Source organism: Sphingorhabdus contaminans, assembly GCF_007280415.1.
Lineage (GTDB): Bacteria > Pseudomonadota > Alphaproteobacteria > Sphingomonadales > Sphingomonadaceae > Sphingorhabdus_B > Sphingorhabdus_B contaminans.
This window is the reverse complement of the sequence record NZ_VKKU01000001.1, coordinates 1,275,349-1,289,731: the sequence shown is the minus strand read 5'-3', so window position 1 is coordinate 1,289,731 and position 14,383 is coordinate 1,275,349. Positions and strand designations below refer to the sequence as shown.

Below are 14,383 nucleotides of genomic sequence, written 5' to 3'. Positions count from 1 at the left end.
ATGGTCCAGTTGAGCGGTGTAATAAAATCGCATTTTCGCATAGCCCTATGTCAAAATGTAGGGCACCATTTGTTCAATTTTGTCCCGTTACGTTGAAAGGCCAGGATCATTTCCAATCGTAGCACAATCAATCGCCGCTGGTTACCACTCAACGCTTTGCGCGCGTTCGAGGCCGTGGGACAGAATTTGAGTTTTACCGGTGGCGCGTCCGCCCTTTCCGTATCGCAAAGTGCGATGAGCCGACATGTCGGTGGCCTTGAAGAATTACTTGGAAAACAGTTATTTATTCGTGATGCGTCGCGGCTGACGCTAACTGCCGCAGGTGAAGAGCTTTTGCCTGTAGTGAGCAAATGTCTGGACCGACTTGAGCAAACGATGAATTCAATCCGTGATGATGAAATGACCGGACGTTCGTTGCGATTGCATGTGCCGCCGTCCCTGTTGCAGCAATTGTTTCTTCCGATGCTGCGCGATTTTCGGGCTGAGCATCCGGATATCCGCCTTGATGTATCGAGCGCACATGTCACCGGACTTCCACCCACCGATTTCGATATGGCCATCGCCTATGACCGGCCCAATGTCGATGACCGTGTGACCGACTTGCTTTGGATGGTCCGCGTGGCTCCGCTTTGCTCAGCAGAAACAGCTAAAGCAAGTGAAGGAAAATCGCTGGAGCAATTTCTCGGCAGTCAGGAATTGTTGCATCTTAAACTGGATGGCGAACCACGCGACCTTCTTTGGCTGGCCTATTTGCGGCAATGTGGGCTTGCCGTGTCGACACAGGGCGGCCTAGCCTTCGATACCACTATCGCCGCGGCCCAATATGCGATGACCGCCAATGGCGTGTTCTTGGGTGACGTAGACATGTTTGCACAGGAAATTGCCGACGGACGGCTTGTGATGCCGTATGAAGCGATCATCGAAGACGGTTATGGCTATTATCTGAAACTGCACGCCGATGATTTGGCTGATCCCGCCATATCGATGATCCGGAGCTGGCTTATCAGCCGGTTTGGGGCATTGCGACCAGAGCCGCGTCTGGACGCGCAAGGCTGACCAACCTTAAACCGTTCTCTTTCGCGACACGAATGGCTAGGTCAGTCGCCGCCGAAATTGTCACCAGCATCGGACATTGGGCAACTATCGCCTTTTGCACCAGTTCAAGGCTGCAACGTGCGGTCAACAGAATGAATCCCGATGCCGGCGCTATCCCTGCCACAGCGAGTGCACCGATCAGCTTGTCGAGCGCATTGTGCCTGCCAACATCTTCGCGTGTCATCTGAATTGACCCGTCCGGCGCGCAAAACGCCGCCGCGTGCGCCGATCCCGTTAATCTATTCAGTGTCTGGTGCTCACGCAGGGACGACAGGGCTTTGAAAATGGCGGTATCTGAAACCTCGATGGCGCTCCGGATCGGCGGAAGAGCGCGCATGACCTCGTGCAGATTATCCATGCCACAGAGTCCGCAACTGCTTTCGGAAACTCGTTGTCGAGCGCGCTCTATAACTTTTTCGGCATTGGCATTGGGCAACTCTATCCGGACAATCCAGCCCAATTCGGCTTCATGAATATCAACGGCCAAAATCTGGTCAGGGTTATCGATCAAACCTTCGGAAAGGCTGAAACCTACAGCATAATCCTTGAGATCAATGGGTGTCGCCATCATGACGGCATAGCCGATACCGTTATATTCGATCGCAACCGCTGCCTCGATTATTGTGTCCCGTTCAAGCTGAGTGGAGGCGCTGCCATCGGGTTTGATGACGGCAAAGTGCAGAGTCCTTGCACCGTCCTCAGGTCGAGGCATGTGATTGTGCCAGGCGCAGCACAGCCGCTGATGCTACGGGAGAAAGCCCTTGCCGGTCGCTCTCACTAATAATCTGCTTCATCCGCGGATCCCAGAATTGCCGGACATGCTCGGCAGTCGCGGTCACAGCGTCGTCTTCCGTCGCCAGATTGGCCGCAATCTGGTTGAGCATGTACACAAGGCGTTCAAGGCTGGTCATTCCGCCGGAACCTTGGTTGCAATCCGTCGGGCCCGTTCGGAAAGAGCTTCATACTCTTCTTGCCAGTCTGTGGGACCGTTGGAGGGGCTGATCTGGACTGCCGTCACCTTATATTCGGGGCAGTTCGTGGCCCAGTCGCTATAGTCTGTCGTGACCACATTCGCCTGCGTGACTGCATGGTGGAAGGTGGTGTAAACGACTCCCGGTGCAACCCGGTCCGTGACCGTGGCGCGCAATGTTGTTTCGCCCGCGCGGCTCGCAAGTTTGACCCAATCGCCCGATTTGATGCCACGATCTTCGGCATCGACCGGATGTATTTCGAGAAGATCTTCAGGGTGCCATGCGACATTTTCAGTGCGCCGCGTCTGCGCGCCGACATTGTAATGTGACAAGATGCGACCGGTTGTAAGCAAAAGCGGAAAACGCGGACCGGTCTTTTCATCGGTCGGGACATAATCGGTCACGACAAATTTGCCTTTGCCCCTGACAAATCCATCAACATGCATGATGGGCGATCCATCTGGTGCGGCATCGTTGACCGGCCATTGCAGCGAACCTTCTTCATCGAGGCGCGCAAAGGAAACACCAGCAAATGTTGGCGTAAGCCGGGCAATTTCGTCCATGATTTCGGATGGATGTTGGTAGTTCCAGTCCAGCCCCATAGCTTGCGCAAGGCGCTGCGTTACCTGCCAATCTTCAAGACCGTTGATCGGCGACATGACCTTGCGCACGGGCTGTATCCGCCGCTCTGCGTTGGTGAATGTGCCGTTCTTTTCCAAAAATGTTGATCCGGGCAAAAAGATGTGGGCGTAGTTAGCCGTTTCGTTGAGGAATAGGTCATGCACGATGACGCACTCCATTGCGGCCAGACCTGCGGATACATGTTTGGTATTGGGGTCGGACTGCAAAATGTCTTCGCCTTGTACGTAAAGCGCCTTGAATACGCCATCTACCGCGGCATCGAGCATATTAGGAATGCGTAGTCCGGGTTCCGGGTCAAGCGAAACACCCCAATCATTTTCGAACAATTGCCGGGTCGGGCCGTCACTGATATGCCGATAACCGGATAATTCGTGCGGAAAACTGCCCATATCACAGGCACCTTGCACATTGTTCTGGCCGCGCAGGGGATTAACCCCGACACCGCGGCGTCCGATATTCCCGGTCGCCATTGCGAGGTTTGCAATCGCCATAACCGTCGAACTGCCTTGCGAATGTTCGGTAACACCCAATCCGTAATAAATCGCCGCATTACCGCCGGTGGCATAAAGGCGCGCTGCTGCACGCAACTCTTCAGGATCGACCAGGGTAACCGGCTGCAAGCTTTCGGGGCTGTTGCGTGGCTGCGACACAAATTCGGCCCAGTGGCTAAATTCATCCCAGTCGCAGCGTTCGCGGATGAAGGCTTCGTCCATAAGCTTCTCGCTAACAATGACATGCGCCATTGCCGTCAGTACTGCAACATTGGTTCCTGGGCGTAGGGGCAGATGATGCTCTGCTTCGATATGGGGCGAGCGCACGATATCGGTTCGCCGGGGGTCGATCACGATCAGTTTTGCAGGCGGCCGTCCATCCTGACCACGCAGCCGCCGCTTCATACGGCTTGCGAAAACCGGATGGCCGTCTGTCGGGTTGGCGCCGATTATCAGAATGACATCGCATTCCTGGACGCTGTCGAAATCCTGAGTACCTGCGCTGGTCCCGAAGGTTGTTTTCAACCCGTAACCTGTGGGTGAATGACAAACGCGCGCGCAGGTGTCGACATTGTTGTTCCCGAAGCCTGCACGGACAAGTTTCTGCACCAAGAAGGTTTCTTCGTTGGTACACCGGCTGGAGGTTATCCCGCCGAGGGCATGTCGGCCATAAGTGTCCGCAATGCGCTTGAGTTCTGACGCGGTGTAGGCAAATGCCTCGTCCCATTCCACTTCACGCCATGGATCGTTGATGGATTTGCGGATCATCGGCTTCAGAATGCGATCCTGATGCTGGGCATAGCCCCACGCAAAACGTCCTTTGACGCAGCTATGTCCCCGGTTGGCCTTGCCGTCCTTGTATGGCACCATGCGGACCAGTTGTTCACCGCGCATTTCGGCACGGAAGGTGCACCCCACACCGCAATAGGCGCATGTGGTAACGAAGCTGCGTTCGGGCGTACCTATCTCGACAACTTTTTTCTCGACAAGAGTTGCGGTCGGGCATGCTTGCACACAGGCGCCGCAAGATACACATTCGGATCCTAGAAAATCATCGGATGCAAGCCCCGCCGATATTTTAGAATCCCATCCCCGACCCTCCATGGTTAGGGCAAGCGTTCCCTGAACCTCGTCGCAAGCGCGAATACAACGCGAACAAGCAATGCACTTGCTGGGGTCGAAGTCGAAATAGGGATTCGAATGGTCTTTTTCCTGACCCAAATGGGTGCTTTGCACGTCATAACGCACATCACGCAGACCAACCGCGCCTGCCTGATCCTGCAACTCACAATCGCCATTTGCGGCGCATGTCAGACAGTCGAGCGGATGGTCCGAAATATAGAGTTCCATCACGCCTTTACGCAATTTTTGCAGATGCGGCGTTTGTGTGCGAACAACCATCCCCGGTTCGACAGGCGTGGTGCAACTTGCGGGCGTACCCCGACGGCCATCAATTTCCACAAGACACAGGCGGCAAGAACCGAAGCTCTTCAAACTATCGGTGGCGCAAAGCTTGGGGATTGAAGTGCCCTGTTCCGCTGCCGCGCGCATCACGCTTGTGCCTGCCGGAACGGTGACCTGCCGACCATCAATGGTGCACGTTACCAGTTCGTTCGCCCCGCTAGCCGGTGTGCCGAAATCTTTTTGCGGCTGATAGGTCATATAGTCACCTTACACGAAAACGTGGAATTCATCACCCTTGTCCCGCCAATTTGCAGGCATATTCTTCCAAATCGGCCGGTGTATTGAAGTTTGCATGAACGCTGGTTGCAGGGACCGCATGCGCGGCAATGGTGTCGACCCAGTGCCGCATCGAGAGGTTGGATTGCTGATCCAAATGCCGGTCCAATGTGGCCGCGAGTGACACAGGCCAGAGGCCGAACAGATAATGGCCGTCGACAAAGCAGGCTTTTTCCGGATCCTCAGGGGCCGGGATTTCGGGGATGGGCAGCATATCGCATCCAGCGGAAAGGACATGACCGAAGCCATTGTCCCGGGCAAAATGCAATGCTGCATTCAAGCCCCCCAAAGGACCCATATCCGCATGGGGGCGGTCGGCCACGCATTGCATGCCGGGCCATACTCGACCGCAGATGATGACAGCATCGACTTGCGTCGACAGAGCCTCGGCAACATGGTCGATCAAAGGACGCCCGTTGAACATTGCGGCTGCCTTGTCGCTTCCGAAACGAGTTGATTTCCCCCCGGCTAGGATAGCACCCAGTTTTCTCACCGGAAATCCTCCGGAAAATGGGTTATCGCCGACATCACCGGATAGGGTGTAAAGCCGCCAAGGGCGCAGAGCGAACCAAATTTCATGGTCTCGGACAAATCGGTCAAAAGAGCGAGATTGGCTTCGACATTCTTGCCTGCGATTATCTGGTCCAGCGTTTCGACGCCGCGGGTGCTACCCAAACGACAGGGGGTGCATTTTCCGCAGCTTTCTACTGCACAGAATTCCATGGCGAACCGCGCCATTTGAGCCATGTCGACAGTGTCGTCAAAAACAGTAATCCCGGCATGACCGATCAGGGCATCAGCTTCTGCAAAAGCTTCATAATCGAATGGCAGATCAAAACGGGAAGGGGGAATATAGGCCCCCAACGGTCCGCCGACCTGAACGCAACGGACCGGCCGTCCGCTTGCGGTGCCGCCGCCTATATCATTGACCAATTCGCCGAGCGTGATGCCAAAGCCAACCTCAAAAAGCCCGCCATATTTAACATTCCCCGCCAACTGGACGGGCATTGTTCCTTTGGACCGCCCCATGCCGAAGGATGCATAAGCTTCGCCGCCATGCGTCAAAATCCAGGGAACGGCGGCCAAAGTCAGGACGTTATTGACGACAGTCGGTTTGCCGAAAAGTCCCTCAAGCGCGGGTAGGGGCGGCTTGGCGCGCACTTCGCCCCGCTTGCCCTCGAGGCTGTTCAGCAGGGATGTCTCCTCGCCGCATACATAAGCACCGGCGCCAACGCGGACCTCAACGACGAATGGCGCTATAAGATGCGCGGACGCCGCAATGGCCGCTTCCATCTTTGCGATGGCATGCGGATATTCTGACCGGATGTACACATATCCCTTATTTGCGCCCACCGCCAAAGCGGCAATGGCCATGCCTTCGATCAGCATGAAAGGATCACCCTCCATGATCATACGATCGGCAAATGTGGCGCTGTCACCTTCGTCCGCGTTGCAAACGATGTATTTGGTGTCCGCCGGGGCCGATGCGACTGTCTTCCATTTAATGCCTGCAGGAAACCCTGCGCCTCCGCGGCCGCGTAGCCCCGATGCCAGTACTTCTTCTACCGTCGCTTCCGCACCAATGGCACGTGCTTTGGCGAGTCCTAGCCAGCCTTCATTGGCATAATAATCGTCCAGCGATGTCGGTCGCGTCTTACCGGCTCGCGCGAACGTAAGGCGGGTTTGGCGGGTGAGGAAGGGATGTTCTGCGATTAGTCCGATGGATTCCACTTCGCCTGCCAATATGGCTACAACCTGATCGGCAGTTACATTTGCATAGCCCAAACCATCAATATCCACCAATGGCTCAAGCCAATGCATTCCCCAGCTCGACACGCGTTCCACTGCGGCGCCCGAGCGCGCAAAAGCCTCTGCTACGGTATCGGCACCACATGCTATTGCAAGGGCATCGTCAGAAACACGGATTTTCATAGGTTGGCCAGCAATGCCGTGAGCCGCGTGCTATCCAAACGAGCGTGCACAGTTTTACCAACCAGTGCGGCAGGACCTACGGAGCAAAGTCCAAGGCAATAGACAGGCTCAACCTTGACGCGGGTTTGGTCCTCTGCAACCGAAACCAATGCCTCCACACCCCTTGCTTTGCAGGCTTCTGCGCGGCAGAGCTTCAGAACAGGTCGAGTTTCTGCCTCTGTTCGGAAATCGTGATAGAAACTGACTACACCATAGACCTCGGCGCGGGTCAAATTCAGGGCGTGGGCAATCTCCCGCATCGCATCTTCGCTGACATGGCCGTATATTTTCTGCACATCATGCAAAATGGGAAGCAACGCGCCTTCGCGCCCTGCATGTTCGGCCAGAATGTCGGCTAGCGAACCCATTCAGTAAACGACGACGCTTCGGATGCTTTCTCCGGCATGCATAAGGTCGAAGCCTTTGTTGATTTCATCAAGCGACAGAACATGCGTGATCATTGGATCGATCTGGATCGTTCCGTCCATATAGAGATCCACAATTTTCGGGACATCCGTGCGGCCCTTAGCCCCGCCAAAGGCTGTCCCGCGCCAGTTGCGGCCGGTAACAAGTTGGAACGGACGTGTGCTGATTTCTTTGCCAGCTTCGGCGACACCGATGATGATGCTCGTGCCCCAACCGCGGTGGCATGCTTCGAGTGCCTGCCGCATCACTGTAGTGTTACCTGTGCAGTCGAACGTATATTCCGCTCCACCGTCCGTCAGCGCGACTAGATGCTGGACAATGTCGCCTTCGACATCATTGGGATTGACGAAGTGGGTCATACCGAATTTCTTGCCCCATTCTTCACGCGCCGGATTGATGTCGACGCCGACAATCATGTTGGCTCCAGCCATTTTTGCGCCCTGCAGCACGTTCAAACCGATGCCGCCCAAGCCGAAGACGATCACATTGTCGCCCGGCTGGACCTTTGCGGTATTTGTGACAGCGCCTACGCCCGTCGTCACGCCGCAGCCGATATAGCAACTTGTCTGGAAAGGCGCGTCGTCACGGATCTTCGCAACAGCAATTTCCGGTAAAACCGTAAAATTCGAAAAGGTTGAGCATCCCATATAATGGTAGATCGGTTGTCCTTTATAGCTGAACCGTGTTGTCCCGTCTGGCATCAAACCCTTGCCCTGCGTTGCGCGGATCGCCGTGCACAGGTTTGACTTACCTGACAGGCAGGTTTTGCACTTGCCACATTCGGGGGTGTAAAGCGGAATGACGTGATCGCCGGGTTTTACACTGGTGACGCCCGCACCCACTTCGCGCACGATACCTGCACCTTCATGTCCTAAAACGCTGGGGAAAAGACCTTCGCTGTCCAGTCCATCGAGCGTGTAGGCATCCGTATGGCAAATACCAGTCGCCATAATCTCAACCAAAACCTCGCCCGGCTTAGGTCCTTCGAGATCCAGCTCGACAATCTCCAATGGCTTCTTCGCTTCAAAAGCTACGGCAGCGCGGGTCTTCATTTCGGTCTTCTCCAATTCGAATAATGCAGTTTCATATTTGCATAAACGCGATTCAACTATTTGAAAACAATTGTGCGGTTTCCGTTCAGCATAACGCGGTGTTCCAGATGTAACTTGACGGCGCGTGCCAGAACTCGGCTTTCGGTATCCTGACCTTGAGCAATGAGGTCCTCGACGGTATCGGCATGATCGACGACGGACACATCCTGCGTGATAATGGGTCCTTCATCCAGATCGGGAGTGACATAATGTGCTGTCGCCCCGACCATTTTGACCCCACGTTCATAAGCGCGATGGTAAGGTTTTGCGCCTTTGAAACCGGGCAGGAAGCTGTGGTGGATATTGATGACACGTCCGTCCAGCTTCCGGCACAGCTGGTCGGATAGAACCTGCATGTAACGCGCCAAGATGATCAGATCGACCTGCTGCTCTTCCACCATAGCAAGCAATTTGGCTTCTTGCTCCAGCTTGTTTTCGGGTGTGATTGGCAAATGATGAAAGTTGATACCTTCATGGTCAGCGCGGCGTTTCCAAGTCATATGGTTGGATACGATGCTGGTCACCTCCATCGGCAGCCTTTTGGTCGACGTCCGGTATAAAAGATCATTCAGGCAGTGACCGCCCTGGCTGACCATGATCATCGCACGCAGCTTTTTACGCAGGTCATAAATCCGCCAGTCAAGGCGAAAGGCAGTGGCCACTGGAAGAAATGCAGAAGTAAAACGTTCCGACGTCATGTCTTCCGGACAGGAGATAGCAACACGCATGAAGAAGCGGCCGGTACTGGCGTCGCCATATTGAGAGCTTTCGATGATGTTGCAGTCCTGACTTGCAATGGAGTTGGCCACTGCGGCAACAATGCCCTTGCGGTCTTCGCAAGCTATTAGAAGAACAAAGTCTGCCCCCGTTTGCACCATCATCTATACCCTCTCAATCCGGTGACCGCCTAGCGCCGCCTTTGCGCGCTATCTATATCCTGACGCATATATTAGCCCTTCTAATCGCAACATGTAGATGATGTGATTGATCACGGAATTTATTTTACCAATCATGAAAATTTGGTCAGTTGCTTGAGGGGGACTCCAGTTTCAGTCTGCCTGCGGAGATTTGCAAACCCCGCATTGCCGGGGGATGGTTGAGGGGAAGAAAATTGAAAACCTATTTAAAGATATCGACTGCGGCGATTGTGCTTGCATCGCTTGGTGCCGGTGCAGGTGCCGCACCGGCCTTTGCACAGCAAGCGGCCGAAGAAAACGATCGTGGCATCGAAGACATCGTCGTCACCGCGACGAGGCGTGAAGAATCTGCAAACAGGGTTCCTCTTGCGATTACAGCACTGGGCGGTGATACCTTGGGCGATCTCAACATCACCAAGTTCGACAAGCTGATTGAATATCTGCCTAACGTGCGCTCGGCTTCGCGCGGCCCGGGTGCCTCTTCGATCTTTATCCGCGGACTATCGACGGACTCTCCCGGCCTTCAGATTGCCGGTACTGCTGGTGCACAACCGACCGTGGCGCTCTATGTAAATGATGCGCCGGCTTCGCTCGTTGGTCGTAACCTTGACCTCTATGCCGTTGACCTGCAGCGCGTCGAAGTGCTTGCCGGTCCGCAGGGCACCCTATTTGGTGCAAGCGCCATGGGTGGTGCCGTTCGGTACATCACCAACAAGCCGGACACGAGCGAGTTTCATGCCGGCTTCAACGCCAGCTATGCATTCACCAAAAGCGGTGACGAAAGCGTAGCCGGCGACGCCTTTATCAACGTGCCGATCATCAAGGACAAGCTTGCACTGCGTGCCGTATTCTATACCGATCGGCAGGGCGGTTACATCGACAACGTCCCCGGCACATTCCAAATGCCGTTTAACGGAAATGTCGGTATTGCAGGCCGGTTGCCAACAGGTAACCCACTTCTCGTTATGCGGGCTATCCAGTCCTGTCAGGCAACGGCTACTACTGCTGTTCCGAACTGCACCGGCAGCCTCTATACGCCGCCGACCCGGCAAGTGATCAACAACGACAAGTTCGTTGAAAAGAACTATAACGATGCGACCTATCGCGGCGGGCGTCTCGCGCTGACCTGGAAGGTCACTGATGACTGGTCGCTTGACCTCATGCACGTCCGCCAGGAGCTGGACACCGACGGCGTGTTCGATTTTGAGCCTGACGTCGGCGATTTGAAGGTCACGAAATTCAACGAAAACTCGTTGCGTGACAAGGTTGACCTTTCGACACTTACGATCAACGGACGTCTGGGCGCGCTCGATCTGATTTACACCGGTTCATATATGAACCATCGTGCAACTCAGGTTGCCGACTATGCCGGTTACTCGAACATCGGTCTGTATTTGCCCTATTATGAATGCGATCGCGGCGTATATTATACCGCTGCATATAACGGGAACATCGGCAACACCTGCTACGCTCCGAACAAGAGCTATCAGGTTCGTAACCGGACAAAGCGCTTCACGCAGGAATTCCGGATTACGACCCCTGCCGACAAACGGCTCCGCGGTACATTTGGTTTGTTCTACGACAATAATAAATTGTTCGACAACACCGACTGGTCCTATCTGCAGGAAGCCGCCGGCTTCATCTACCGCCGTGCGCCAAACGCGTCGGTCAACGCAAATGACACCAGTGTACGTCCGGTTAAGGTCGGCTTCTTCAACGATATCCAGCGTAAGGACAAACAGTTCGCCGCTTATGGTGAAGCTTCCTTCGATATCATCCCGGAAAAACTGACCCTTACCGGCGGTCTGCGTTACTATAATGAGAAGGCATCCATTAACGGGTCGTCCAATGGCAGCTTCGGTGGAGCACGTGGGGTGTATAACCCTGCGACCGGCACTTATTCGCCATCGGCAACGCCGCCGGCCTTCTACAATGTCAGTGCAAACCTGAACCAGCTTTATGCCGATGCTTCGCCTGCGAAATACACCGGCGTTTTGTTCAAAGGTAACCTGACCTATCGTATCGGCGATGGTTCGCTGGTTTATGCAACCTATTCGGATGGCTTCCGTCCGGGTGGCTTTAACCGTCGTCCTTGCCGCGTCCCAAGTGCGATCTGCCCGACGAACGCAGACTTCGTCCGCTTGGGCACCTATGTGCCTGATAAGGTGAAAAACTACGAAATCGGTGGTAAGTTTGCGCTGCTGAATCGTAGTCTGCAGGTTAATGTTGCCGCATACCAGATCGACTGGAGCAACATCCAGATTACCGTATTCGACCAGAACATCTCGAACCAGACATTCACCACCAACCTGGTTGATGCGCGTATTCGGGGGCTTGAAGGCGATATTACCTGGCGTGCAACCGACGAACTCACTTTGAACAGTGCATTCTCGTATAACGACTCCGAGTTGACCAAATATCGCAAGAATACGCAGGTCTTGCGTCCTTTGGGCGGACCGCTCGCACTGAGCCCCAAGTTCCAGTTCAATGCCCGGCTTTTCTGGGAGAAGGAACTGGCATCAGGCCTCGCTCCGTTCGCGCAAGTCGGGTTCCATTATGTGGGCAAGAGCATCTCGGACGTTATCGACAATGTCGACATCCGGTATCAGGCATCCAACCCTACACTCGGATATGCCCCGTCGATTCCGGTAACTTATAACGGCGTCCTCGTCCGTCCGGGTGATGTGATTGCGCCCATTCAGGCGGCACAGGAGCTTGATTCCTACGCTACCTTCTCGGCCGCCTTCGGCGTGTCGAAGGATGAATGGAGGATTGAGCTTTTTGGTGACAATCTGACCGATGAACGGCCCGAACTTTATAAGAGTGGCAATGACGGTGAGCTGCGGACAACAACGTCACGGCCACGTACAATTGGTCTTCGTTTCTCTTACAAGATCTGACGACAAGGTCGGGGCATCTGCTAAAAATGCAGATGCCCCGTCACAATCCCATTTCGGCATTGCGTCCGATGCACGAAGTGCGGCAGTAATCCCACCACTGTTCGTCACTACACAGGAGGTCGTGTGACAATATTGGCGGAGGCTTCGCCGGAAACAATCGACGCGACTTTGCGCGAAGCGCGAACGCATTTGCAAAATGCTCGGATGGCAGAAGCAATGGCTGCATGCCGTCAGGTGCTCGGCACCGCGCCGGAAAATATTGATGCACTATATACTTTGTCAGTGGCCCAGAGGATGACGCGGGATATCCCGGCGGCGCTTGCGACGCTGGATCAACTTATTGCCATCGATCCGACCTATGGCCGGGCCTGGCAGGAACGGGGACATTGTCTGCGGGACAGCGGGCGGCGTGAAGATGCCATCGCGGCCTACCAGCGCGCAGTAACGCACAATGGTGCTCTGGTGGCGAGTTGGCGAATGCTGAGCGAGATGCACGGTGCTGCGGGTCGCGATGGTCCGGCTGATTTTGCTCGTGCACAATTTACGCATCTTTCCCAATTGCCACCTGAATTGTTGAGCGTGGCCAGCTTCATTCAGGAAGGGCGCATTTTCAAAGCAGAACAGCTTTGCCGTGCTTTTTTGCAACGCAACGGACATCATATTGAGGCAATGCGGTTGCTCGCCGAGATTGGCATGAAATTCAATGCATATGACGAAGCGGAGTTCCTGCTTGAATCATGCAAGGTTCTGGAGCCTGAAAATGTCAGCGCGCATTTCGATTATGTGAAGGTTTTACGCAAACGGCAGAAGTTTGAACAGGCTCTCGCCGAAGCTTCGGAATTGCGGGAAAAAGAGCCGGGTAATCCGGAATTTGAAATGCTTTTCGCCAACGAGAATCTGGCGGTGGGCAATTTCGACCAAGCGATGCTCGTTTATGAAGCACTGCTAGGTTCCATGCCGAACAATCCTGGAATCAACCTGACATATGGACATGCGCTAAAAACAGTCGGCCGGCAGGAGGATGCTATTTCGGCCTATCGCCGGGCTTATGAAGCTAGGCCTGATTGCGGAGATGCATTCTGGAGTCTGGCCAATCTTAAAACTTACCGTTTCACCGACGATGAAATTGCACAGATGCAGGCACGCGAAGCGTCACCCGTGACAGCATTGGATGACCGTTACCACCTTTGCTTTGCCTTAGGAAAGGCGTTGGAAGACAGGGGCGAATATGACCGTTCATTTGAATATTATGAACGTGGAAACCGCCTGAAACGCGAAGAGCTGAAATATGATCCCGCGCGGCTGACCAAAGAAATGCAATTGCAGCGTGACTTGGTAACTGCCGAACTGCTGGAACGCCATTCCGGCGCAGGTTGCCCGGCGCGCGATCCTATTTTCATCGTTGGATTGCCGCGTGCTGGTTCGACTTTGCTAGAGCAGATATTGGCTTCACATAGTCAGGTCGAAGGCACGATGGAGTTACCGAACATTTTCGCGCTTGCCTATCGCTTGGATCGGCAACGGTTGGTGGGCGAAGAACCCGAATATCCAGGTAATCTGGGCAACCTGACGCCAGAAAATTTACTTCAATTTGGTGAAGAGTTTATCCGCGATACACGCGTTTATCGCAAGGAAGGCACACCCTATTTCATTGATAAAATGCCAAACAACTTTCGTCATATAGGGCTGATCCACATGATTTTGCCCAATGCGAAAATCATTGATGCGCGGCGCGGTGCCATGGGGTGCTGTTTTTCGGGTTTCAAACAGCTTTTCGCAGAAGGACAGGAGTTCACTTACGGTCTGAATGAAGTCGGGCAATATTATCGGGACTATGTCGACCTGATGGACCATTGGGATCAAGTTCTGCCGGGCAAAATCCTGCGTGTCCGTTACGAAGATGTTGTCGCCGACCTTGAAACGCAAGTCCGCCGACTTCTCAATTATTGCGAGCTTCCCTTCGAAGACGCTTGCATCAATTTTCACCAGACCGAGCGTGCTGTCCGTACAGCGAGCTCGGAACAGGTGCGCCAACCGATTTTTAAAAGCGGCGTGGATCAATGGGAGCATTTCAGCAACCACCTTGACCCATTACGTACAATATTAGGGCCGCAATTGGCATCTACCTGAGGGGGAGAG

Annotated in this window: 11 protein-coding genes; 3 read left to right on the top strand and 8 right to left on the bottom strand. The window is 54.4% G+C overall.

Annotation, left to right across the window (positions count from 1 at the left end):
* Window positions 1-156: 156 nt before the first annotated feature.
* Window positions 157-1,056 (top strand): LysR family transcriptional regulator, encoded by a 900-nt coding sequence (locus tag FOM92_RS06295; protein WP_143775909.1) that lies wholly within the window; start codon window positions 157-159, stop codon window positions 1,054-1,056.
* Here the strand turns inward: FOM92_RS06295 and fdhD are convergent.
* The 8 genes from fdhD to purU are packed head-to-tail and all read right to left on the bottom strand — an operon-like array spanning window position 1,004 to window position 9,305.
* Entirely contained in the window at window positions 1,004-1,807 is an 804-nt protein-coding gene (fdhD, locus tag FOM92_RS06290) for a formate dehydrogenase accessory sulfurtransferase FdhD (protein WP_143775908.1), read from the bottom strand. The genes FOM92_RS06295 and fdhD overlap by 53 nt on opposite strands.
* Window positions 1,794-2,006 (bottom strand): formate dehydrogenase subunit delta, encoded by a 213-nt coding sequence (locus FOM92_RS06285; RefSeq protein ID WP_246087167.1) that lies wholly within the window; start codon window positions 2,004-2,006, stop codon window positions 1,794-1,796. Before FOM92_RS06285 ends, fdhD begins: the two co-directional genes overlap by 14 nt.
* Complete coding sequence (gene fdhF, locus FOM92_RS06280) at window positions 2,003-4,861, bottom strand: formate dehydrogenase subunit alpha (RefSeq protein ID WP_143775907.1); 2,859 nt, start codon at window positions 4,859-4,861, stop codon at window positions 2,003-2,005. The genes FOM92_RS06285 and fdhF overlap by 4 nt, the downstream gene beginning before the upstream one ends.
* A 31-nt stretch (window positions 4,862-4,892) precedes the next feature.
* The gene (mobA, locus tag FOM92_RS06275; RefSeq protein WP_170226799.1) at window positions 4,893-5,432 is read right to left on the bottom strand and encodes a molybdenum cofactor guanylyltransferase; all 540 of its coding nucleotides are present in this window, start codon (window positions 5,430-5,432) and stop codon (window positions 4,893-4,895) included.
* Window positions 5,429-6,871: an NADH-ubiquinone oxidoreductase-F iron-sulfur binding region domain-containing protein gene (locus FOM92_RS06270; RefSeq protein WP_143775905.1), complete on the bottom strand. Its 1,443-nt coding sequence runs from the start codon at window positions 6,869-6,871 to the stop codon at window positions 5,429-5,431. The genes mobA and FOM92_RS06270 overlap by 4 nt, the downstream gene beginning before the upstream one ends.
* Window positions 6,868-7,278: an NAD(P)H-dependent oxidoreductase subunit E gene (locus FOM92_RS06265; RefSeq protein ID WP_143775904.1), complete on the bottom strand. Its 411-nt coding sequence runs from the start codon at window positions 7,276-7,278 to the stop codon at window positions 6,868-6,870. The genes FOM92_RS06270 and FOM92_RS06265 overlap by 4 nt, the downstream gene beginning before the upstream one ends.
* Entirely contained in the window at window positions 7,279-8,388 is a 1,110-nt protein-coding gene (locus tag FOM92_RS06260) for an S-(hydroxymethyl)glutathione dehydrogenase/class III alcohol dehydrogenase (RefSeq protein WP_143775903.1), read from the bottom strand.
* 56 nt (window positions 8,389-8,444) lie between these two features.
* Window positions 8,445-9,305, bottom strand: coding sequence for a formyltetrahydrofolate deformylase (gene purU, locus FOM92_RS06255; protein WP_143776347.1), 861 nt, complete (start codon window positions 9,303-9,305; stop codon window positions 8,445-8,447).
* Between the two features lie 233 nt (window positions 9,306-9,538).
* Here purU and FOM92_RS06250 point away from each other — a divergent pair, with 233 nt between their 5' ends.
* Window positions 9,539-12,244 (top strand): TonB-dependent receptor, encoded by a 2,706-nt coding sequence (locus FOM92_RS06250; RefSeq protein ID WP_170226798.1) that lies wholly within the window; start codon window positions 9,539-9,541, stop codon window positions 12,242-12,244.
* Between the two features lie 123 nt (window positions 12,245-12,367).
* Window positions 12,368-14,374 (top strand): tetratricopeptide repeat-containing sulfotransferase family protein, encoded by a 2,007-nt coding sequence (locus FOM92_RS06245; RefSeq protein WP_246087165.1) that lies wholly within the window; start codon window positions 12,368-12,370, stop codon window positions 14,372-14,374.
* The last annotated feature ends 9 nt before the right edge of the window (window positions 14,375-14,383 follow it).

Excerpts from the sequence above, each read along its gene's own strand:
- fdhF (WP_143775907.1), bottom strand. The coding sequence starts at position 4,861 with ATGACCTATCAGCCGCAAAAAGATTTCGGCACACCGGCTAGCGGGGCG.
- FOM92_RS06265 (WP_143775904.1), bottom strand. The coding sequence starts at position 7,278 with ATGGGTTCGCTAGCCGACATTCTGGCCGAACATGCAGGGCGCGAAGGC.
- FOM92_RS06285 (WP_246087167.1), bottom strand. The coding sequence starts at position 2,006 with ATGACCAGCCTTGAACGCCTTGTGTACATGCTCAACCAGATTGCGGCC.
- FOM92_RS06260 (WP_143775903.1), bottom strand. The coding sequence starts at position 8,388 with ATGAAGACCCGCGCTGCCGTAGCTTTTGAAGCGAAGAAGCCATTGGAG.
- fdhD (WP_143775908.1), bottom strand. The coding sequence starts at position 1,807 with ATGCCTCGACCTGAGGACGGTGCAAGGACTCTGCACTTTGCCGTCATC.
- purU (WP_143776347.1), bottom strand. The coding sequence starts at position 9,305 with ATGGTGCAAACGGGGGCAGACTTTGTTCTTCTAATAGCTTGCGAAGAC.
- FOM92_RS06270 (WP_143775905.1), bottom strand. The coding sequence starts at position 6,871 with ATGAAAATCCGTGTTTCTGACGATGCCCTTGCAATAGCATGTGGTGCC.